Here is a 20,138-nt window from a genome sequence, read left to right as displayed (position 1 = left end):
TTTATTTATTCAAAATTATTATACCAGATTAACCCCTTTACTCCTGTAGGATTCTAAAATCTTGGCAGAGGGCTCTAGCTCTGTGACTAAATCAGTTAGTGTATTAATTTCACATATTTTATAACGACTTACAGTATTTAACTTTTTACTGATGGTTAAAGCCACCAATCTTTTTGATGAATCTATCATAGCCTTCTTTAACTGCGCAATTTCCAAATCGGTTTCCGTAATACCTTTTTCACTATCCAAATATCCAGTACCTAAAAAACAAACATCCACAGAAATATCCGTTAAACTATTAATAGACACTCCACCGGTAACCAATTGGGATTCCTTTGACAGCTTACCTCCTATTATGTATACTTCATGATGATGAGTTTTATTATTCAAAAGTTCAATTGCCATAGGTAAACTTGGCGTAAAAAAGGTAAGGTCCATTTTTCTAGGAATAAGTTTAGCAAGCTCCAAGTTGGTAGACCCCCCACTTATAAGAACAACATCACCATTTTTTAAAAGAGAGATGCCTTTTTTTGCAATCTTCACTTTACTGTCCTGTTCAAAAATCTCCTTAGACCGATCGGAATAGGTATTGAATCCGTTAGAGATTGCTCCTCCATGAACTTTTCGCAATTTCTTTAACTCATCAAGCTCTTTTATATCTCGCCTAACGGTATCCATTGACACATTTAGAATGTTGGCTAAATCTGTCAATAACACCCTATTATGTAACTGAACCTCTTCTACTATTACTTGATGTCTATCGGTTTTTTGCAAAATATATTCTTTAAAAACTATTACAAGGATATCAAATTAATAATAAACAACTAACATTTGCAACAAAATACTGCAAAACATATACCTCATTTTAGAATACAATAAATATTTCTAGATTTAATTGCTTTGTTGCAATAAAATATTGCAAAACATAAAATATTCTGCTAGGTTTGTTAGCACAACTACTTAAAACTAATATTATGAAGAAAACCTATCATGTTCTCTCGGTGCTCTTGCTGATGCTATTTTCACTCAGTACTTATGCACAAACTTCAACAGTCTCAGGTACTGTTATTGCCGAAGACGGCCTTCCGTTGCCAGGCGCTACCATCTTGTTAAAAGGAACCACTACGGGGGCTTCCACCGATTTTGATGGTAATTTCAGCATACAGCTTTCTAACTCTAATAGCAAAACACTAGTTATTAGTTACATTGGTTACAAAACAGAAGAAATTGCTTTAACGGGCATGAATCAAACTATCAATGTTACCTTGATGGAAGATTCAAATGCTTTAGACGAAGTAGTTCTAGTGGGTTCATCTGTTACCCAATCTAGAAAAAAATTGGGTAACGCCATTACTACCGTAAAGTCGGTAGAGCTAGTAAAAGCTTCACCTGCAAATATCACGACATCCTTACAAGGTAAAGTTCCTGGTGCACAAATAACACAAAATTCAGGTGATCCCGCCGGTGGTTTTTCTATTAGACTTAGAGGACCAAGTACGATCAAAGGATCTTCAGAACCTTTATACGTAGTTGACGGAGTAATCACCAGTAACTTAACTACCAATGTTACCAACTTAAATGTAGATGCGGGCGATGCTGCCCCAGGACAAAATAGAATGGTAGACATTAACCCCAACGATATTGAAAATGTCAACATCTTAAATGGTGCTGCCGCTGCTGCAATTTACGGTTCTAGAGCATCTAACGGTGTTGTGGTAATAACAACAAAAAAGGGTGGCAATTATGAAGACGGACCAGAATTTTATTTTAAATCTACTTTCAGCGTAAATACAATTCGTAAGAAACTAGATTTAAACCTCATAGGTGAAGAATTTGAAACTGTACCTAACAGTGATCTTTCTGGCAGGCTATGGCCAATATTTGGTTTTGACCCAAATGACGGAAATGCCCTTACAACGTACAGAAATTTATCAACCGATAAGTTTGAAACTACTAGATATGATTATCAAGATGAGATTTTCCAGACCGGTTTCGGTAGCGACAATTATTTCTCAACAAAAGGAGGTAATGAAAAAATGGGCTATATGGCTTCTATTGGCTATTTGACCAATGAAGGTATCATCAAAAACACCAAGTTCGATAGATTTTCTGCAAGAGTTAATTTTAATCATAAAGTAACCGATTGGATGTCTTATGACCTAGGGTTATACTATGCAAATAGTAAGTCTGATGAAAAACCAGATGGTAATGTTTTTTGGAGTCCAATCAACTCTATAAATATAACCAACAACACATTCGACATCACTCAAAGAGATGCTAACGGGAATTTAATGGCTGTAGAAAACACCAGAGTTAACCCATTGACAATTATTGAAACTTTTGATATTACTCAAGATGTAAATCACTTTATCCCTAATCTACATCTTAAAATTAAGCCCACTGAAAAGTTATCTATAGATCAAATTATTGGTGTTGACACTTACAATCAAAAAGGTAACATCTATATACCAGTTTATCCTTATGAAAATGTAAACCCTGCGTATTATGATGATGGATACATTGGTAGCGCAGAGGCTAAAGTTTTTAATTGGAACTATGACATTAACATGGCATACAACACCAATATTACGGATAAATTAAATTCGGTTACAACTGCAGGATATAGTTTTCAAAGTAGTGAACTTTCTTTTGAAGGAACTCAAGGAAGAGGGTTGGATAACAATAATGAACCTACAATTCCATTACAAACACAACCCATTGACACCAACTTGGATATTTACGGATTCTTTTTACAAGAGACCTTATCATGGGATAACAAATTGTTTTTAACACTAGCTGGCAGAATTGATGGGGCTACAAATTTTGATGTTGACGAAAGATCTAATTTCTATCCAAAAGTTTCTGGATCTTACGTTCTTTCAAATGAGCCATTTTGGAATACGGAAAGTTTCTTGAATTCCGCAAGGTTAAGAGCATCATACGGTGAAGCCGGTAACTTAACCGCAATAAGTCCTTATGAAAGATATGGCAGCTATACCTCAAATGATTACTTAGGCTCCTCAACATTACAACAAAATACCAGATTGGGTAACGAAGGATTAAAGCCTGAGCGTACAAAAGAATTTGAAATAGGTACAGACTTAAGTTTCTTTAACAACAGGGCTTCATTATTATTTACCTATTACCGTCAAAACATTGAAGACTTAATTGTAAGTCGTGTATTGGCACCTTCATTAGGTGGCTCAACAAGAACAGAAAATGTTGGTACAATGCGTAATAACGGTATTGAGCTTTATGCAAAAATCACACCTATTAAAACTGATGATTTAACATGGGATCTTAATTTCAACTATAGTAGTAATAGAAACAAGGTACTAAGCACGGTAGGTGGCGATATTACTATTGAAAGTGTAACCGGTGCTCCGCCAATTGTAAGAGAAGGTGAAGCTCTGGGCGTATTCTATGGTACTTACTATGCTACAGATGACAATGGCGAATTAATATTAACAGGTGAATCTACAGATGGTAGTCCGGTTGGGGTTCCTCAACAAGAAAGAGGTGACCTTACAACCAATACACCACAGCGTGATGCAGACGGACAACCGACTGGAGATGTCTTAAGAAAAGTTATTGGTGACCCTAATCCAGATTACATCCTTGGAATTGGGACTGACCTTACATACAAGAATTTCAATTTCAGTATGCTTTGGGAAGCGGTACAGGGCTTTGATGTCTTTGATGCTGACAAAAGAACCAGACAAGGTGTAGGTGTTGGTCAATTAGCAGCGCAAGAATTAACAGGAGAGTTACCTAGAGGATATATCGCTGGTATTTATCCTATAGAAGAATTCAGAATTGAAGATGGTTCATTTGTTAAACTTAGAGAAGTTTCTTTAGGTTATGAATTTCCGTCATTGTTCAACTCTAGTTTAGAAAATGTAAGACTTTCATTGATTGGAAGAAACCTTGTTTCTTTTGACAAATTCTTTAGCTATGATCCTGAAACAAATGCTGGAGGGCAATCAAACTTATTGCGCTCAGTGAATTTTGGTAACGTGCCAATTCCAATGACAATCTCATTATCACTAAGCGCTAACTTCTAAAAAGACAGATATGAAAAATATAGTAAAAACAATAGCTATCACATTGCTCATTGCAACCACGTCTTGTAATACTGAATATTTGGATCCTAATTCTACATTAGAACCAGATGTAGTCAACAACACAGATAATCTGGTACGCCTTATCAATGGTGTTCAGCAAAGATGGAGTACAGAAAGAACCGGATTAATTTACACAGGCACACATATTTCTGGATTAAATACTGATGAATTAAGATTATTGAATCCTGGAAACCTTGGTGAAAATGAAATCTTACTTGGAGGAGATGATGTTAGCGGAAGCAATGAATTATTAATTAACACTTGGACCAATGCATTATTAACCCGAAAGGAAGCTACTACAGTGATCGATGCCGCTGATGATGTTAGCGAAAGTACTTCTGTTTCGGGTTCTTTAAAAGCCTACGGTCTATTCTATAGAGCGCTGGCTCACGGTACACTAATTCAATATTTTGAAAGCATACCACTAGAAATTGTTGAGGATGCAGATTTTATTGAACGTTCTGCTGTTTTAGATGATGTAATAGCTGACTTGAACGAAGCTAAGGGATATATTGATGCAGGTTTAGATACATCCATTACTGCAGATATCTTTACTTCTGTTGATATTGAAAATTCTGTTAATGCGCTGTTAGCAAGGTTTAATTTAATGGCAGGGAATTATGACGCGGCAATTACAGCTGCCAATAATGTTGATCTTTCAGTAAAATCTACTTGGGAGTATGATGCATCTATCCCTAATCCTTTAGCATTTTGGTTTGGCTCACAAAATGTGACCCAAGCCAAAGATTTAACATTCGGTCTACCAACAGATTTATTACCCGATGAAAATGACGAGAGAATACCATTCTATATAACCGCTGAAGATTTGGAAGCCGAAACACCAAATTACCAGGTTGTAGGTTTTTGGAGTGACAATGTAGATGAAATACCAGTATATCTTCCGGGCGAAATAATGCTGATAAAAGCTGAAGCATATGCTAGAAGTAATGATTTAACAAGTGCTGTAACAGAATTGAATGCTGTGTTAACCAAAACATCCAGTTCTGACATTTATGGTTTAGGTGCAAATCTACCCGAGTATGATGGTGCTTTGGAACAATCTGCAATTCTAGATGAAATTTATAAGAATAGAAGAGTAGAATTATACTTGACCGGACTCTCTTTAGAGGACAGCAGAAGGTTCGATAGACCAGGTGCAACGGAAACGGATGCCGAAAGAAACAGGGACTATTACCCCTACCCTAATTCTGAAAGAGACAACAACACAAATACCCCCGCAAACCCCACTTCTTAGTAAGTTTAAATTCAACAACCACTATCTAAATTGGGGCAGTTATTAAACTGCCCTAATTTTTAATTAAAATTACCAATTGAAACCTACAACAATCATTCTAATTATTGCCTTTTACTTTGCTGTACTTATGATTATATCATATTTCACCTCAAAGAAAAACAGTGATGATACATTTTTTACTGGCGACAAAAAATCACCATGGTATTTAGTAGCATTCGGTATGGTGGGTGCTGGTTTATCCGGTGTCACCTTTGTGTCCTTACCTGGTATGGTGGCAAACAATAACTTCTATTTTTATCAATTTATACTCGGAAACATTGTAGGCTATTTCTTTATAGCCTTTGTATTAACTCCTTTATACTACAAACTTCAACTCGTTTCCATTTACACCTTTCTCAAAGTGAGGTTTGGAAACAATACATACAAGACAGGTTCATTGTTTTTTCTGGTATCTCAATCTTTCGGTGCGGCATTACGTTTAATGTTAGCCGCCAAAATTCTACAATATGCAGTTTTTGACTATTTCAATGTTCCTTTTTATGTAACCATCATCATTATTTTGATTTTGGTGTGGCTTTACACAAACAAGTCAGGCATTAAAACCATTGTATGGACAGATACTATGCAAACTATATTTTTAATACTTGGTGCCTCAATAACCATTTATACAATAATAAACACGTTAGACTTTAGCATTACAGAATCCTTTGAACGTATAACTTCCCACGAATATTTTAAAATATTCAATTGGGAATCTGATTCTGGAAATAACTTCTACAAACAATTTATAGCAGGAATTTTAGTAGCCATTGCTATGATCGGACTTGATCAAAACATGATGCAAAAAACACTCACTTGCAAAAATGTTTGGGATGCTCAAAAAAACACCTTGACCTACAGTATTATTTTAGCAATGACACAATTTCTGTTTATGGGTCTTGGAGTGTTAATGTATGTCTATGCAAATGAAATGGGCATACTATTACCTAAGGGCGAAAATGGATTGTTTTTAAATACTGACAACCTTTTTCCTAACCTTGCACTGAACCATCTTGGTACTTTAGCGGGTATTTTCTTTATCCTAGGCATCATAGCAGCATCTTTCTCTAGTGTAGATTCCGCACTTACCGCATTGACTACTTCTTTTACCTATGATTTTTTAGATATTTCAAACAAATCAAGTAAAACAAAAAAGCAGTTAAAGAATCTAGTCATAATACTTTTCTCCTGCATAATATTCGTAATTATACTTTCCTTTTCTAATAGCAAGGGAGATGTTATTTCCTTAATATTTAAAGTTGCAGGTTACACCTATGGTCCACTGTTAGGATTATACCTTCTTGGCATGTTTTCAAAAATAAAATTAAAAGATAAATGGGTTCCTGTAATATGCTTATCCGCACCGATAATAACTTATCTACTAGGACAATTCTCAATAAACACATTCAACTTTGATTTCGGATTTATAAACATAGCAGTCAATGCAAGCTTAACCGTAATAGGGTTATTGCTTATTAAAAAATAATACTATGAATACACTTAAACCCACTACAGAACAGTCATCAAATTACGATGATTTAGAAAAAATGACCGTTAACGAATTGCTAGTTAACATGAATCAAGAAGACAAGGCCGTTCCGTTGGCCATAGAAAGAGCTATCCCTAGCATTGAACATTTTGTAGAGCAGACATTAGTTAGAATGAAAAAAGGTGGTAGACTATTCTATATAGGAGCAGGCACCAGCGGCAGATTAGGCGTTCTAGACGCCTCCGAATGCCCTCCAACATTTGGAGTTTCAGATGATTGGATTATTGGTCTAATAGCAGGTGGAGATAAGGCATTACGAAAAGCCGTTGAAAATGCAGAAGATAATGAAGCCATGGCATGGAAAGATCTTGAAGTCTATAAAATAAATGAAAACGATGTTTTGTTGGGAATAGCGGCATCGGGCTCAACACCCTATGTAGTTGGAGGATTAAAAGCTGCTAATGCCAATGGCGTACTTACAGGGAGTATTTCATGCAATCAAAATTCTTTAGTATCAGAAATTGCAACCTGCCCTATGGAACTCGTAGTTGGTCCAGAGTTTGTTACTGGCAGCACGAGAATGAAAGCAGGTACAGCCCAAAAGCTGGCTTTAAATATGATTTCTACTTCAATTATGATTAACCTTGGTAGAGTTAAAGGAAATAAAATGGTAGACATGCAACTATCTAACAATAAACTAGTAGATCGCGGAACTAAAATGATAATGGAAGAATTAGGAATAAATGAAAGTCTTGCAAAATCATTATTATTAGAGCATGGTAGTGTTAGAAAGTCTATTGAGTGCTATAAACAATAAAAAGATTATGATTAATCTTAGAATATTACTTGGAATGATATCATAGATAAACATAAAGATATTCATTTGATTATGTTTGAACTAAAGATGATTAGTACATACATTTTTTAAAACTTATTGCTTCTCTATAAGTCAAAAACGCAATAGGAATTAAGCTTCCGCTCTGTACAAAGCGAATAATCAATAACAGATTATATTTAAGACATTATTTTAGAAGTAAAGTCCAAATTAAAATCAGATGAAGCATTATTATATAAAACGTAATTAACTATTTAGTATCAGAAAACTTAAACGCACTAAATTGATTTATCCAGCCATTTTCAACAATTGGTTCTGCTTTTAACATCTCACTAATTTCAACTAAATCCACTTGGGTATTTTCGTTTTGAAACTTTATTTTAAAAGCCTCGTGTTCTTCAAATATTTTAAGAAAATCAAATAAAGCACCTTCTAAAACTTCTTTAGTATATTTTTCAATTTCACTTTTTTGACTCTTAGTCATATTACAAAAGAGATTCTCATAACCTTTTGTTTCCGCAAGATCTGATACGTCATTTTTGATAAATCCATATTGTTTATCAAATACCCTGGATATTAATATTCTTCCAAATTCATCTAAAATTTCTTGATTCGTCTTCATAATTTTATTTTTTACTTTCCATGATAGAGACTTCCTTCCAAACATAATACTGTCTCCTAAATTAACACCTTAAAATATAAAGATTAATTTACCGGTTTTTTCTGAAGCGAAGAATTCAAATACAAAATTGATAACCTAAAAATCGAATTTCCTTAATTCTATCAATTCTAAATAAAGTGTACTATAATGCACTTTAAATGATTATTTCAAATAAACAAAATTTAAAATTCCAAATAGTGCATTTTAAAGCACTATTTCTTGTTAAATTGAAATATATAACTATATTTACATAAAAAAGAGCCATATAATGCACTTTGAAAGTTTAATAAATAGTATAAAAGAACGCAGAGAAATACTAAATGTAACTCAAGAAACATTAGCAGATCTTTCAGGAGTAGGATTGCGTACGCTTAAACAGTTTGAAAGTGGGAAAGGTAACCCAACAGCAGAAACTTTGAATAAGTTGGGTAATGCCTTGGGTATGGAATTGACATTCCAAATAAAAACAACAACATCTGAAGAATGAGACAAGCATTGATATTATACAAGAAAGAAGAAGCGGGCAGATTAACTCAACTTAATGATGGAAGCTTCAAATTCAGATATCTAGACGTATGGTTTCAATCAAATGACAAACCAGCTATTAGTCTTACGCTACCTAAAAATAAGCAAGAGTATAATTCAGAACATCTGTTTCCATTTTTTTATAATATGTTACCTGAAGGATCGAACAAACAAAATATATGTTTTGAATTACGTATTGATCCTGAAGATTATTTTGGTCTGTTATTGACTACAGCCAAATATGATACCATTGGAGCCATACAAGTTAAAGAAATTAAACTTAACTAAATGATTATAAACAACTGTCCAAGTACTTTAAAGAAAGGTCTTGATACATACAGCAAGACCGCTTTAAATCGTTTATTCAATGGAAGAAAGGTAAGCCCTACCCTACCTTATGAATCACCTGTATCAAATGCCGTTACCGAAGAACTTTTCAAAGAAAACAAAAAACGGTTGTCCATTTCTGGTGTACAAGAAAAATTCTCTGTATTACTAGAAAGGAACAAACTACGCCTGATAAATGAAGGAGAACAAGGTCAGTACATTTTAAAACCTATTCCCAATGTGGGAAGCAGAACAGAACAGATGCCGGCAAATGAACATCTGAGCATGCAAATAGCAAGACAAGTTTTTGGAATTGAAACAGCTGAAAATGGTTTAGTATTTTTTCAAAACGAAGACCCAGCCTATATAACTAAACGTTTTGATCTAAATGAAGATGGAACAAAATTGGCTGTAGAAGATTTTGCAACATTAGCCAAAAGGACACCACAAACCCATGGAACAGATTTTAAATATTCAGGTAACTATTTAGAAATGTTCGATCTTTTAAAACAGTATGTACCCGCTTATCCAATAGAAGCTTTAAAATTATTTAAATTAATCCTTTTTAATTATCTCATCTCTAACGGCGATGCCCATTTTAAGAATTTCTCAATAATAGAAACATCTATGGGAGATTTTAAACTGAGTCCGGCATATGATTTGTTAAATAGTAGAATACATATTGAGGATAGAGATTTTGCTCTAGAGGATGGACTTTTACCCCTAGATAAGACAACAGGAAAAATTACTGAACAGTTTTTAAAGCTTGCAGAACTTGTAGGTATTTCAGAAAAACAAAGCAGTAAAATATTTAGAGAGATCACCTCTCATGAGGATAAAGTTCTGGACTTAATTGAACTTTCATATCTTAATGAGAAAACGAAAAGAAACTATGCTCAAGCTTACCAAACAAGACTCAAAAAGCTGATCAGACCCTAAGTAATTAGTCGTAAAACAATTCAGCTAATAAAGCCCACTAGTCAATAAAAGTGAAACAGTGTTAAAAGTATTTTTAAATATCTAAGCGAAATTATGGAAGAATAGTTAATTTCATTTCTTGTTAAACTCTAAACGCTAATTTCCGTACACTTGTTAATACATATTGTACCTCAATTCACCTGAGACACTATATTTATTGATATTACAATTCCTGTATCGGCAAATAACTAAATTTTAATTTTAACCATGTTCAACTTTTTTTCTAAAAAACATTTTTTAATTGATCATCTTGAAGGTTTTATTGATATACACAATCATATTTTACCAGGCATTGATGATGGCGCAAAAACTGTTGAAGATTCCATTAAACTAATAAAAGGTTTTAATGATTTTGGGGTAAATGATTTTATTTGCACCCCACACATCATGGAGAATTATTATCCTAATAACCCCTCTACAATTCAAAGTTCTTTATCGTTACTGAAAAATGCTTTGAAGATGAATAATCTTGAGCATATCAATATAGAAGCTGCTGCAGAACATATGATCGATTCAGGATTTGAAACAATATTAAATGAACATAAAGTAATGCTTCTTGCAAAAAGTTATCTTTTAATAGAGATGTCTTATCTACAAGCTTCCATTAATTTTGATAGCGCTGTTCAAAAAATTAAAACAAATGGCTTATTTCCAATTTTAGCACATCCTGAGCGATACATGTATCTTCATAATAAATTGGATAAGTATAAACATTTTAAAACCAATGGTATGCTTCTTCAATTAAACCTGTTATCTCTTGGTGATTATTACGGAAGCGAAGTACAAAAAGTTGCAATCTGGCTATTAAAGAACAATTTAGTTGATTTTGCGGCCAGTGACGTCCATAAAACATCTCAACTAAACGCATTAAAAAAAATAAGCATCAAAGAAAAAACTTTGATGCTTATAAAGCCTATTATAGAAAAAACGATTTATAATTTCAGATGAAGTGGTTTAAAATTTCCACCATTTTTTACTTGTTTTACTGTAACCGTAGCCGTATTTTCCTCCATATCCTAATTCATCTAGAGTAACATCATTAACTACAAATGATATTCCTTTGAGCTTACCTTCATCTCGTAGACCTAGTGGAAACATTACTGCTGCTTCATCGGTTACACCCGCCCTTGTAACATAAACAATATGATTAGCGTATGGAGCAATCAATAATGTATCACTTACCACCATCATTGGTGCGGTATCCACAATCACATAATCATATAATTCCGAAACTTTATGCAACAAATCTTCAACTTTGGAACTCATTAGAAGTTCCGCCGGGTTTGGAGGTATTTTACCAGAATAAATTACATCAATAGTATTATGATGTACTAGCATAGGTCTTATGATATCCTTAACTTGTATAGAGTCATCCAACAAAAATTCTGTTAATCCCGCATCTTTATTTCTTGAGGGAGATTTTAGTTTATCCACTGAATCCCCTGAGAAAAACGAATACAATTTCGGATTTCTAATATCCGCACCTACCAATAAGACTTTTTTATCAGTACTAGCTAAAATCATAGATAGATTGGTAGATACAAATGTTTTACCCTCACCAGGTGTGCTCGATGTTATAAAAACAATATTATTCTTATTACTATTCGTTGCATTTTTAGTCCTAATTAAAAAATCAAGATTTGTTCTAATAATACGTAAAGCCTCTGCTAACACCGACCTATCATCATTAATAATAATTTTATTGTCTTTCTTGGTCAATCTAGGTAGCTCTCCTAAAACAGGAACATCACTAGTATAAGCTTCCAAACTATGTTTGTTATGAATTTTTGTATCCAATAAATCCATTCCATAAATAATACCAAAAGGAACGAGTAATCCTAAAATTAATGACGCTAGATAAACAATTCCATTCTTTGGCTTTACTGGCTCTTGCTGAATCAAATGAGCACTATCAATGACTTTAGATTTAGGCGCACTGGAAGCCATTGCAATTTGAGATTCCTCACGTTTCTGTAAGAGATATAAAAATAAAGACTCTGTTGTTTGTTGCTGTCTTTCAATATCTCTTAATTGTCGAGAGTTACTAGGAGCCGAATATATTTTTGAGTTTATTCGTGAAAGTTGTCCACTTAAGTTATTCACCTGCATACCAAGATTCCTCTCCATACCGGACAAACTACTTTTAATTGTTCCTTTTAGACCTGCAAGTTGTTCATCCAAATTTACGATTATTGGATTTTGCTCATCAGCACTTTTCAACAAACGTTTACGTTCCAAGGCCAATTCGTTATATTTTGCCGTAGTATTTGCAATGCTGGGATCTGAAAGCCCAACATTGGCAGGTAAAACGTCATAACCGTTTTCCTCAGATATAATCTGATTCATTCCACTAGCAATATTCAACTGAGTTCTAGCATTTTCTAATTCTTGTCTATTAGCTGCACTTAAATTTAATGCGATATTAGATTCATTTGCAATATCAGTGACACCCTTTGAAGTCTTAAAATCTTGAGCGTCTTGGTCTACTGAACTTAATTCTCCTGAAATCTCTTTAATTCGTTCATCAATAAAATTAGAAGTTCTATCTGCAATTATCTTTTTGTCTTCTATCCCGTTTTGATTATATTCAGATATTAAACCATTTATTAAGTCAATACTCTTTTGTGGTATTGGATCAGTCAATTCAATATTAATGATATTAGATTTTTCCCCAATTGCACTAATTAAAGTATTAGCCTGATAAGCCTCTGCCACTTTAAAAATTGGCATAACCTCTATGAGAAACCGTTTACCAGCATGAAGCTTAACAAACTCCGGATTTGGAGTCAAAACTATATCACCGATAGGAGTTTCAATATTTTTACCATAAGAGTAAATTTTTACCGGACCATCTTCTAAAAAGTTAAACCCAAAATTATTTGAATCCTGTATATCAACATAAAATATTAGTTCCGAGCTATTAACGATAGAATCATTAGCAATGAAATTGATATTGAAAGGTCGCTTTCTATACACCTCAGAAGATTTGACATTTCCAATTACATTATATCGTATATTTAATTTTAAGTTTTTGACAACTTCAATAAAATTTGATCTAGAATTCAAAATCTCAATTTCATCCTCCACCTTATTAGTTCCACCTACACCTAAAATTTCCAAATCATTAAATGCTGCAAGTTCAGAAGAGGCATTCTTTTCCTCAATTATATGAATTTTTGCCTGTCCTGCATATTGTGGTGTAGCATATCTTAAATATATGGAAGCCAATAAAATTGCGATTACCGCACCGATTAAAAACCATTTCCACTTTTTGGTATAAATATTAAGTATTTCACTTAAATTTTGACCATTATTCAAACTTTCACTCATAAGATAATTGTAAAATTGAAATTATTAAAAACAACTAGTTTCTAGTTAAAACTAAAACAGTAGAAGTAATTAGAACAGAAGCTATAGATACCCAAATTGTGGCTCTATTATCCAAAGCAGATGCCGTGATTGCAGATTTATTTGGTTCGACATAAACCACATCGTTCTGCGTTAAATAATAAACAGGTGAATCCAATGCTTCTTTACTAGTAAGGTTTATCCTATGATAGACTTTAGTTCCGTCAAAATCACGTATGACCAAAATATTATCCCTTTTACCTTTTATGGTTAAATCATTTGCAAGCCCTAATGCTTCCAAAATTGTTATCTGTTCCCCTATTACAGGGTAAGTACCTGGAGATTTAACTTCTCCTAAAATAGTTACAGTAAAATTCTTAAGTCGAATATTAATGATTGGATCTTTTAAGTAATTGCTCAATTTCTCTTTCAACAATTCCTTTGTTTTCTCAGCCGTTAGCCCAGCAATTTTCACCTGACCAATTACCGGAAAATCAATATTACCACTTTTATCAACGATGTAATCCAGTTGTTCAGCCCTTAAACTATTTTCTTCAACACCTTTCACCAAGTTAAATGGCATACTTGCCTGTGGATCTAATGTAGAAACATTAATAGATACTACATCGTCCACCTTAAATGTTTGTGAATGATTATTTTCACCCACTTTAGTCTCATAATCACCTACACCTTGAAAATAAACAACATCTTTATGAGAAGCACAAGAGTGCATCAGAACAATTGATATCGACAAAAAAATGATTTTAAATAAGTTTATTGTTAAATGATTCATTGATGTATTATTTAAGATGAAGTTTATGATTTTACTACTTTTAGTTTTTGTTCTGGACTTTGATTAGAATCAACTTTATCAAAATCGCATAATTCAGAGTTTTTTGATATGTATTCAGGAACTATTTCCTTCATTAATTTTACCGTATTACCACTAAAAAACATATTCGTTATACACAATTCATCAATTTTCGATCTCACTTTCGCGTATTCCACATCACGAACTTTACTAATCTTTATTTTTTGATGATACGTTGGCAATGTATTCTCCCCGTTGGCTAAAAGCTCTTCATATAACTTTTCTCCTGGTCTCAAACCAGTAATTTTAATATCAATATCTTCTGGGTATCGTAAACCAGAAAGTTTTATCATATTTTTGGCTAAATCATAAATCTTAACAGATTCACCCATATCAAAAATAAAAATTTCACCACCTTCTCCCATGGCTCCAGCTTCTAGTACCAACTGAGAAGCTTCGGGAATCGTCATAAAATATCGGGTAATATCCTTATGCGTCAGAGTTAAAGGCCCTCCTTTTTCAATTTGTTTTCTAAATAAAGGAATCACGGATCCATTAGAGCCTAAAACATTTCCAAATCTGGTTGTAATAAATTTAGTTTTATTTTCCTTTTGCATGCAACTAATATACATCTCGGCAATGCGCTTTGTTGCCCCCATTACATTGGTCGGGTTAACTGCTTTGTCCGTGGATACAAAAACAAATTTCTCCACGTTATGCAAAATGGATAAGTCCGCAACATTCTTTGTTCCTCCAACATTTATTTTAATTGCCTCGTATGAATTGTATTCCATTAAGGGTACATGCTTGTAAGCAGCTGCATGAAATACTACATTAGGTTTATGCTCACCGAACAAGGCATTCATTCTGTTTTTATCTCTTATATCCGTAACAATTGGAATAAAATTATGAAAACCGTTTTGTTTTAATTCCTGTTGTAAATCATATAAGGCAGATTCTGCCGAATCAATAACAATTAAAGATTTATAATCGTAGTTACAAATCTGGCGTACAATTTCACTTCCAATAGACCCTGCACCACCAGTCACCATTACCGATTTATTCATCAGCTCCATGGCAATTTTACTATTTTTAATTGTAATTGGAGCACGATCCAACAAATCTTCAATCTGAACTTGTTTAATTTGCGAAACTTTTAATTCTCCGTTTATCCAATCTTCTATCGGAGGCACAATTTTTACCACTATAGGTAAATCAACCAAACCTTCTACCGTCTTTCTTAATTTCACAGAATCAATATTCTGTATTGAAAATATAATTTCAGATATATTATTCTTGACAATAAATGCTTCTGTCAAAGTTCTTCTTGCAAATACGGGAACTCCATTTATATTCTTTCCAATTTTTTTCGCATCTCTATCAATATAACCTATAACCTTATATCTACTTTTAGCATTGTTTGCTATTGCTCCATGAGTTAACACACCAGAATCACCGGCTCCATAAATTAATATATTCTTAGACACCTTGATATTACTATTCATTTTGTTGTAAAATGATTTAAAAACAAAACGAGAAGCTGCAAGACCTACGAACGTAATTAAACTGTTAATAATAATAATGGATAATGGAATTGTAAATTGGCTTAGAATATTCATTTGCCCATTAACCATTACAACAAATATGATCAAAATACTAAAAAGACAAACCGCATTAAAAATATTATAAACATCCCTGACTCCCGTATGACGGACAACTCCTTTATATGAGCCAACAATCAAAAATGCTAATAATGAAGTAACAGCTACAAGTGGTATTTGCACTAATAAGTTCTTAACTTCAAAATTCAAGGTCAAATTAAATCTTATAAAATAAGATAAGATAAAAGAAAAAATTACCGTTATCAGGTCAATACATAACACAAGCCATTTAGAAGCATAACGTTGTGCACTATAATTAAGATATTTCTGTATCATGATAAAACGTTTTTGATAGTTGTTACTACGCGATCCAAATCATCTTTAGTCAAGTTAGATCCGCTAGGTAAACAAAGCCCTCTTTCAAACAATGATTCTGAGGTACCATCTACATAATGTTGATTTCCATTAAAAATAGGTTGCAAATGTAAAGGTTTCCATAAAGGTCTAGACTCTATATTCTCATCTAAAAGGTTCATTCTAAGCCTTTCCCTAATTTCAAATGATGGCGTTAAGATACAACTTAACCACCTATTCGAAAAACAACCCTCCGGTTCCCCTAGAAATTCTAATTGAGAAAATTCCTTAAGAGAATCCGAGTAAAATTGATAATTTGCCCTACGAGCATTTACCCTGTCGTCCAAAACTTCCATTTGACCTCTTCCAATACCAGCTAAAACGTTACTCATCCTATAATTATAACCAATATTAGAATGCTGATAATGAGGCGCATCGTCCCTAGCTTGCGTTGCTAAAAACACAGCTCTCTCTACAAACTCTTTATTTTTAGAAACTAATGCTCCTCCTCCTGATGTTGTAATAATTTTATTACCGTTGAAAGATAGAATACCTATATCTCCAAAAGTTCCACAAGGCATTCCTTTATAAGTACTACCCAATGCCTCTGCACTATCTTCTAAAATAGGAATCTGGAATTCATCAGCTATCGCCCGTATTTCAGCAATTTTATAAGGCATCCCATATAAGTGCACAGCAATTATTGCTTTGGGTTTTTTACCTTTTTCAATTCCATTTTCTATAGCCTTACGCAATAAAGACGGCGATAAATTCCAAGTTTCCAATTCACTATCAACAAAAACAGGAGAAGCCCCTACATAAGAAATTGGATTTGCAGACGCCGAAAAAGTAAAGCTTTGACAAATGACATCGTCCCCTTTGCCAACACCTAAAAGTTCAAGACCTAAATGAATTGCTGCTGTACCTGCACTTAATGCAGCTACATGAACATCATTTCCAAGTTTATTCTTAATAGATTGCTCAAAAGCATTTACATTGGGACCCAAAGGGGCTATCCAATTAGTCTCAAATGCTTCATTTACATATTTTTGCTCAGAACCTCCCATATGCGGAGAAGAAAGCCAAATTTTAGTAGGTGTAGATACGGTTTTCAATAGTTGACAATTTAGGGTTACAAATATATTTAGAAATCAAAATTAACTATACATTTTCTGAAAACAACGCATAATACATATATTTCGTTTAATATGTGTAAATTATCGGTCAAAGTAAAGTTGTTCATCCTTTAATCGTAGCTATAGGTTTTTGAACCCTGTAAATAACGAGTTCATCTAAAATATATTTCTTTTTAGCACGTTATTTTTTAATCTTTGCTTTTTTAATCCTTATAAAATTTAAATGAAAAAGATTACGAAAATATGTTGTATTGGAGCTGGATATGTAGGTGGACCTACAATGTCAGTTATTGCTAAACAATGTCCAGAAATAAAAGTAACCGTTGTTGATATTAACAAAGCTCGTATTGATCAATGGAATACAGATGACTTAGACCAACTTCCAATTTACGAGCCTGGGTTAAAAGAGATTGTAAAAGAAACAAGAGGTAAAAACCTTTTCTTTTCTACAGAAGTAGACAAGGCAATTGATGAAGCAGAAATGATTTTCATCTCTGTAAACACTCCTACAAAAACATATGGTAAAGGGAAAGGGCAGGCTGCTGACCTTAAATTTATTGAGCTTTGCGCTCGCAATATTGCCAAGGTTGCAAAAGATGATAAAATCGTTGTGGAAAAATCAACATTACCAGTTAGAACTGCACAAGCTATTCAAAATATTTTAGACAATACTGGAAATTCCGTCAAATTTGAAATACTATCAAACCCTGAGTTCCTAGCTGAAGGTACTGCCATAGAAGACCTTTTGGATGCTGACCGAGTACTTATTGGAGGGAACGACACTGCATCTGGACAAGCTGCCAAAGATGCACTTAGTGCTGTTTATGAACATTGGCTTCCAAAAGAACGCATTTTACAAACAAACGTTTGGTCATCAGAATTATCAAAGCTTGTTGCCAATGCATTTTTAGCTCAACGAGTTTCTTCTATTAACACAATATCTGCACTTTGCGAAAAAACAGATGCCAATATTCAGGAAATATCAAGAGCTATAGGCTTTGATAGTCGTATAGGTTCTAAATTCCTTAATGCATCTGTAGGTTTTGGTGGGTCTTGTTTTCAAAAAGACATTTTAAATTTGGTCTATATCGCAAGATCATATGGCTTAACAGAAGTTGCTGATTATTGGGAACAGGTTATCATTGCCAATGATTATCAAAAAAGTCGTTTTGCGGAAAATATTATTTCTACGCTATACAATACCATTTCGGGTAAAAAAATCGTCATATATGGGTGGGCATTTAAAAAAGACACCAATGACACACGTGAATCCGCTGCCATCGCAGTGGCCGATGCTTTATTGGAAGAACATGCCGAAATTATCGTCTATGACCCAAAAGTATCGGAAGAACGTATCTATGCTGATTTAGACTATTTAGGTACTAGATCTCCAGAGGAAAACAGACGTTTATTGAAAGTCACTAAAAATCCAATGGAAGCTACTCAAGATGCCCATGCCATTGCAATTTTAACCGAATGGGATGAATTTAAAAGTTATGATTGGAAAACCATCTACGAACAAATGTTAAAGCCGGCATTTGTTTTTGATGGCAGACGTTTATTGGATACTAATAATATGGAATCCATTGGCTTTAATTATTATAAAATAGGCCAATCATGAAAATTTTAGTAACCGGTGCCGCTGGCTTTATCGGCTTTTTTGTTGCAAAATCGCTAGTAGAGAAAGGGCATACGGTGGTTGGCTTAGATAATATTAATGACTATTATGATGTCAACCTTAAATATGCTAGATTAAACGAACTTGGTATAACCAAAGAAAAAGCCGAAATTTTTAATGCTTTAAGCCCAAGTAATACTACTAAATCATTTTCTTTTATACGACTGACACTTGAAGATAGAGACAATTTACCTCGACTCTTCAATGCTCAAAATTTTGATGTGGTATGTAATTTAGCCGCCCAAGCAGGGGTTCGTTACAGTTTAGAAAATCCAGAAGCTTATGTAGATAGTAATTTGGTTGGATTTCTAAACATTTTAGAATGTTGTCGTAATTTTAAAATTAAACATCTAGTATACGCCAGTAGTTCAAGTGTTTATGGTTTAAATGAAAAAATTCCATTCGAAACAACTGATACTGTGGACCACCCCGTAAGTTTATATGCTGCCACAAAAAAAAGTAATGAATTAATGGCTCATGCATACAGTCATTTGTACGGATTTAAAACGACTGGATTACGATTTTTTACCGTTTATGGCCCTTGGGGAAGACCAGATATGGCTATGTTCCTATTTACCGATGCTATTGTTAACAACAAACCCATTAAAGTTTTTAATAACGGAAAATTAGAACGCGATTTTACTTATATAGACGATATTACAGAAGGTGTTGTTCGCATAATACAAAAGCCGGTTGTAGAAAAATCAGGAATTAAAGGTGAATTTAAAATTTACAATATTGGCAATAGCAAATCTGTAAAATTAATGGATTTTATCACTGCTATTGAAGAAAGTTTAGGTGGTGTAGCAAAAAAAGACATGTACCCCATGCAACTGGGTGATGTTGAAAAAACCTGGGCCAATGTAGACGATTTGATTAAAGATTATGAATATCGCCCCAATACACCTATTAAAAAAGGTGTTCAGCAATTTGTAGAGTGGTATAAGAATTTTTACATCTCTTAGCACAATATTGGT

The 20,138-nt window shown here is 33.6% G+C and carries 16 protein-coding genes; 10 read left to right on the top strand and 6 right to left on the bottom strand.

What is annotated here, in order from left to right; translation table 11 throughout:
- Positions 1-18: 18 nt before the first annotated feature.
- Entirely contained in the window at positions 19-774 is a 756-nt protein-coding gene (locus tag VBZ51_RS13765; protein ID WP_210706658.1) for a DeoR/GlpR family DNA-binding transcription regulator, read from the bottom strand.
- A 200-nt stretch (positions 775-974) separates the two neighbouring features.
- Between VBZ51_RS13765 and VBZ51_RS13760 the strand changes: the two genes are divergently transcribed.
- The 4 genes from VBZ51_RS13760 (at position 975) to murQ (ending at position 7,724) form a co-directional block, all read left to right on the top strand.
- A complete protein-coding gene (locus VBZ51_RS13760) occupies positions 975-4,064 on the top strand; it encodes a SusC/RagA family TonB-linked outer membrane protein (protein ID WP_416577298.1) in 3,090 nt (1,029 codons plus the stop codon).
- A 10-nt stretch (positions 4,065-4,074) separates the two neighbouring features.
- On the top strand, positions 4,075-5,379 hold the full coding sequence (locus VBZ51_RS13755) for a RagB/SusD family nutrient uptake outer membrane protein (RefSeq protein ID WP_099191688.1): 1,305 nt from the start codon (positions 4,075-4,077) through the stop codon (positions 5,377-5,379).
- Between the two features lie 76 nt (positions 5,380-5,455).
- A complete protein-coding gene (locus tag VBZ51_RS13750) occupies positions 5,456-6,904 on the top strand; it encodes a sodium:solute symporter (protein ID WP_416577297.1) in 1,449 nt (482 codons plus the stop codon).
- Positions 6,905-6,908: 4 nt separating this feature from the next.
- The gene (gene murQ, locus VBZ51_RS13745) at positions 6,909-7,724 is read left to right on the top strand and encodes an N-acetylmuramic acid 6-phosphate etherase (protein WP_215997452.1); all 816 of its coding nucleotides are present in this window, start codon (positions 6,909-6,911) and stop codon (positions 7,722-7,724) included.
- Positions 7,725-7,992: 268 nt separating this feature from the next.
- Here the strand turns inward: murQ and VBZ51_RS13740 are convergent, their stop codons facing one another.
- Entirely contained in the window at positions 7,993-8,364 is a 372-nt protein-coding gene (locus VBZ51_RS13740) for a hypothetical protein (RefSeq protein ID WP_416577296.1), read from the bottom strand.
- A gap of 307 nt (positions 8,365-8,671) precedes the next feature.
- Between VBZ51_RS13740 and VBZ51_RS13735 the strand changes: the two genes are divergently transcribed.
- From VBZ51_RS13735 to VBZ51_RS13720, 4 genes are all read left to right on the top strand, one after another.
- Entirely contained in the window at positions 8,672-8,890 is a 219-nt protein-coding gene (locus VBZ51_RS13735; protein WP_058103250.1) for a helix-turn-helix domain-containing protein, read from the top strand.
- A complete protein-coding gene (locus VBZ51_RS13730) occupies positions 8,887-9,216 on the top strand; it encodes a HipA N-terminal domain-containing protein (protein WP_210706653.1) in 330 nt (109 codons plus the stop codon). The genes VBZ51_RS13735 and VBZ51_RS13730 overlap by 4 nt, the downstream gene beginning before the upstream one ends.
- Positions 9,217-10,194 (top strand): type II toxin-antitoxin system HipA family toxin, encoded by a 978-nt coding sequence (locus tag VBZ51_RS13725; protein WP_416577295.1) that lies wholly within the window; start codon positions 9,217-9,219, stop codon positions 10,192-10,194.
- A 246-nt stretch (positions 10,195-10,440) separates the two neighbouring features.
- Positions 10,441-11,181: a tyrosine-protein phosphatase gene (locus VBZ51_RS13720; protein ID WP_416577294.1), complete on the top strand. Its 741-nt coding sequence runs from the start codon at positions 10,441-10,443 to the stop codon at positions 11,179-11,181.
- Positions 11,182-11,187: 6 nt separating this feature from the next.
- Here VBZ51_RS13720 and VBZ51_RS13715 read toward each other — a convergent pair whose 3' ends face one another.
- The 4 genes from VBZ51_RS13715 to VBZ51_RS13700 are packed head-to-tail and all read right to left on the bottom strand — an operon-like array spanning position 11,188 to position 17,414.
- Complete coding sequence (locus tag VBZ51_RS13715; protein ID WP_416577293.1) at positions 11,188-13,563, bottom strand: GumC family protein; 2,376 nt, start codon at positions 13,561-13,563, stop codon at positions 11,188-11,190.
- Positions 13,564-13,597: 34 nt separating this feature from the next.
- Positions 13,598-14,374, bottom strand: a complete 777-nt coding sequence (locus VBZ51_RS13710; RefSeq protein WP_416577292.1) for a polysaccharide biosynthesis/export family protein — start codon at positions 14,372-14,374, stop codon at positions 13,598-13,600.
- Positions 14,375-14,397: 23 nt separating this feature from the next.
- Positions 14,398-16,329, bottom strand: coding sequence for a polysaccharide biosynthesis protein (locus VBZ51_RS13705; RefSeq protein ID WP_416577291.1), 1,932 nt, complete (start codon positions 16,327-16,329; stop codon positions 14,398-14,400).
- Positions 16,326-17,414, bottom strand: coding sequence for a DegT/DnrJ/EryC1/StrS family aminotransferase (locus VBZ51_RS13700; protein ID WP_416577453.1), 1,089 nt, complete (start codon positions 17,412-17,414; stop codon positions 16,326-16,328). The genes VBZ51_RS13705 and VBZ51_RS13700 overlap by 4 nt, the downstream gene beginning before the upstream one ends.
- Positions 17,415-17,706: 292 nt before the next feature.
- Between VBZ51_RS13700 and VBZ51_RS13695 the strand changes: the two genes are divergently transcribed.
- Both VBZ51_RS13695 and VBZ51_RS13690 read left to right on the top strand, forming a co-directional pair.
- On the top strand, positions 17,707-19,104 hold the full coding sequence (locus VBZ51_RS13695) for a nucleotide sugar dehydrogenase (protein WP_099191674.1): 1,398 nt from the start codon (positions 17,707-17,709) through the stop codon (positions 19,102-19,104).
- Positions 19,101-20,126, top strand: a complete 1,026-nt coding sequence (locus VBZ51_RS13690) for an NAD-dependent epimerase (RefSeq protein ID WP_416577290.1) — start codon at positions 19,101-19,103, stop codon at positions 20,124-20,126. The genes VBZ51_RS13695 and VBZ51_RS13690 overlap by 4 nt, the downstream gene beginning before the upstream one ends.
- Positions 20,127-20,138 lie beyond the last annotated feature (12 nt).

It is taken from the genome of Maribacter sp. HS, assembly GCF_048059195.1.
Classification (GTDB): Bacteria; Bacteroidota; Bacteroidia; order Flavobacteriales; family Flavobacteriaceae; genus Maribacter; species Maribacter dokdonensis.
This window is presented reverse-complemented; position numbering and strand designations above follow the sequence as displayed.

What these genes read in the sequence shown, in the direction of transcription:
- VBZ51_RS13690 (WP_416577290.1), top strand. Translation starts at nt 19,101, where the DNA reads ATGAAAATTTTAGTAACCGGTGCCGCTGGCTTTATCGGCTTTTTTGTT.
- VBZ51_RS13740 (WP_416577296.1), bottom strand. Translation starts at nt 8,364, where the DNA reads ATGAAGACGAATCAAGAAATTTTAGATGAATTTGGAAGAATATTAATA.
- VBZ51_RS13730 (WP_210706653.1), top strand. Translation starts at nt 8,887, where the DNA reads ATGAGACAAGCATTGATATTATACAAGAAAGAAGAAGCGGGCAGATTA.
- VBZ51_RS13735 (WP_058103250.1), top strand. Translation starts at nt 8,672, where the DNA reads ATGCACTTTGAAAGTTTAATAAATAGTATAAAAGAACGCAGAGAAATA.
- VBZ51_RS13700 (WP_416577453.1), bottom strand. Translation starts at nt 17,414, where the DNA reads ATGGGAGGTTCTGAGCAAAAATATGTAAATGAAGCATTTGAGACTAAT.
- murQ (WP_215997452.1), top strand. Translation starts at nt 6,909, where the DNA reads ATGAATACACTTAAACCCACTACAGAACAGTCATCAAATTACGATGAT.
- VBZ51_RS13715 (WP_416577293.1), bottom strand. Translation starts at nt 13,563, where the DNA reads ATGAGTGAAAGTTTGAATAATGGTCAAAATTTAAGTGAAATACTTAAT.
- VBZ51_RS13710 (WP_416577292.1), bottom strand. Translation starts at nt 14,374, where the DNA reads ATGAATCATTTAACAATAAACTTATTTAAAATCATTTTTTTGTCGATA.
- VBZ51_RS13720 (WP_416577294.1), top strand. Translation starts at nt 10,441, where the DNA reads ATGTTCAACTTTTTTTCTAAAAAACATTTTTTAATTGATCATCTTGAA.
- VBZ51_RS13725 (WP_416577295.1), top strand. Translation starts at nt 9,217, where the DNA reads ATGATTATAAACAACTGTCCAAGTACTTTAAAGAAAGGTCTTGATACA.
- VBZ51_RS13760 (WP_416577298.1), top strand. Translation starts at nt 975, where the DNA reads ATGAAGAAAACCTATCATGTTCTCTCGGTGCTCTTGCTGATGCTATTT.
- VBZ51_RS13705 (WP_416577291.1), bottom strand. Translation starts at nt 16,329, where the DNA reads ATGATACAGAAATATCTTAATTATAGTGCACAACGTTATGCTTCTAAA.
- VBZ51_RS13755 (WP_099191688.1), top strand. Translation starts at nt 4,075, where the DNA reads ATGAAAAATATAGTAAAAACAATAGCTATCACATTGCTCATTGCAACC.
- VBZ51_RS13695 (WP_099191674.1), top strand. Translation starts at nt 17,707, where the DNA reads ATGAAAAAGATTACGAAAATATGTTGTATTGGAGCTGGATATGTAGGT.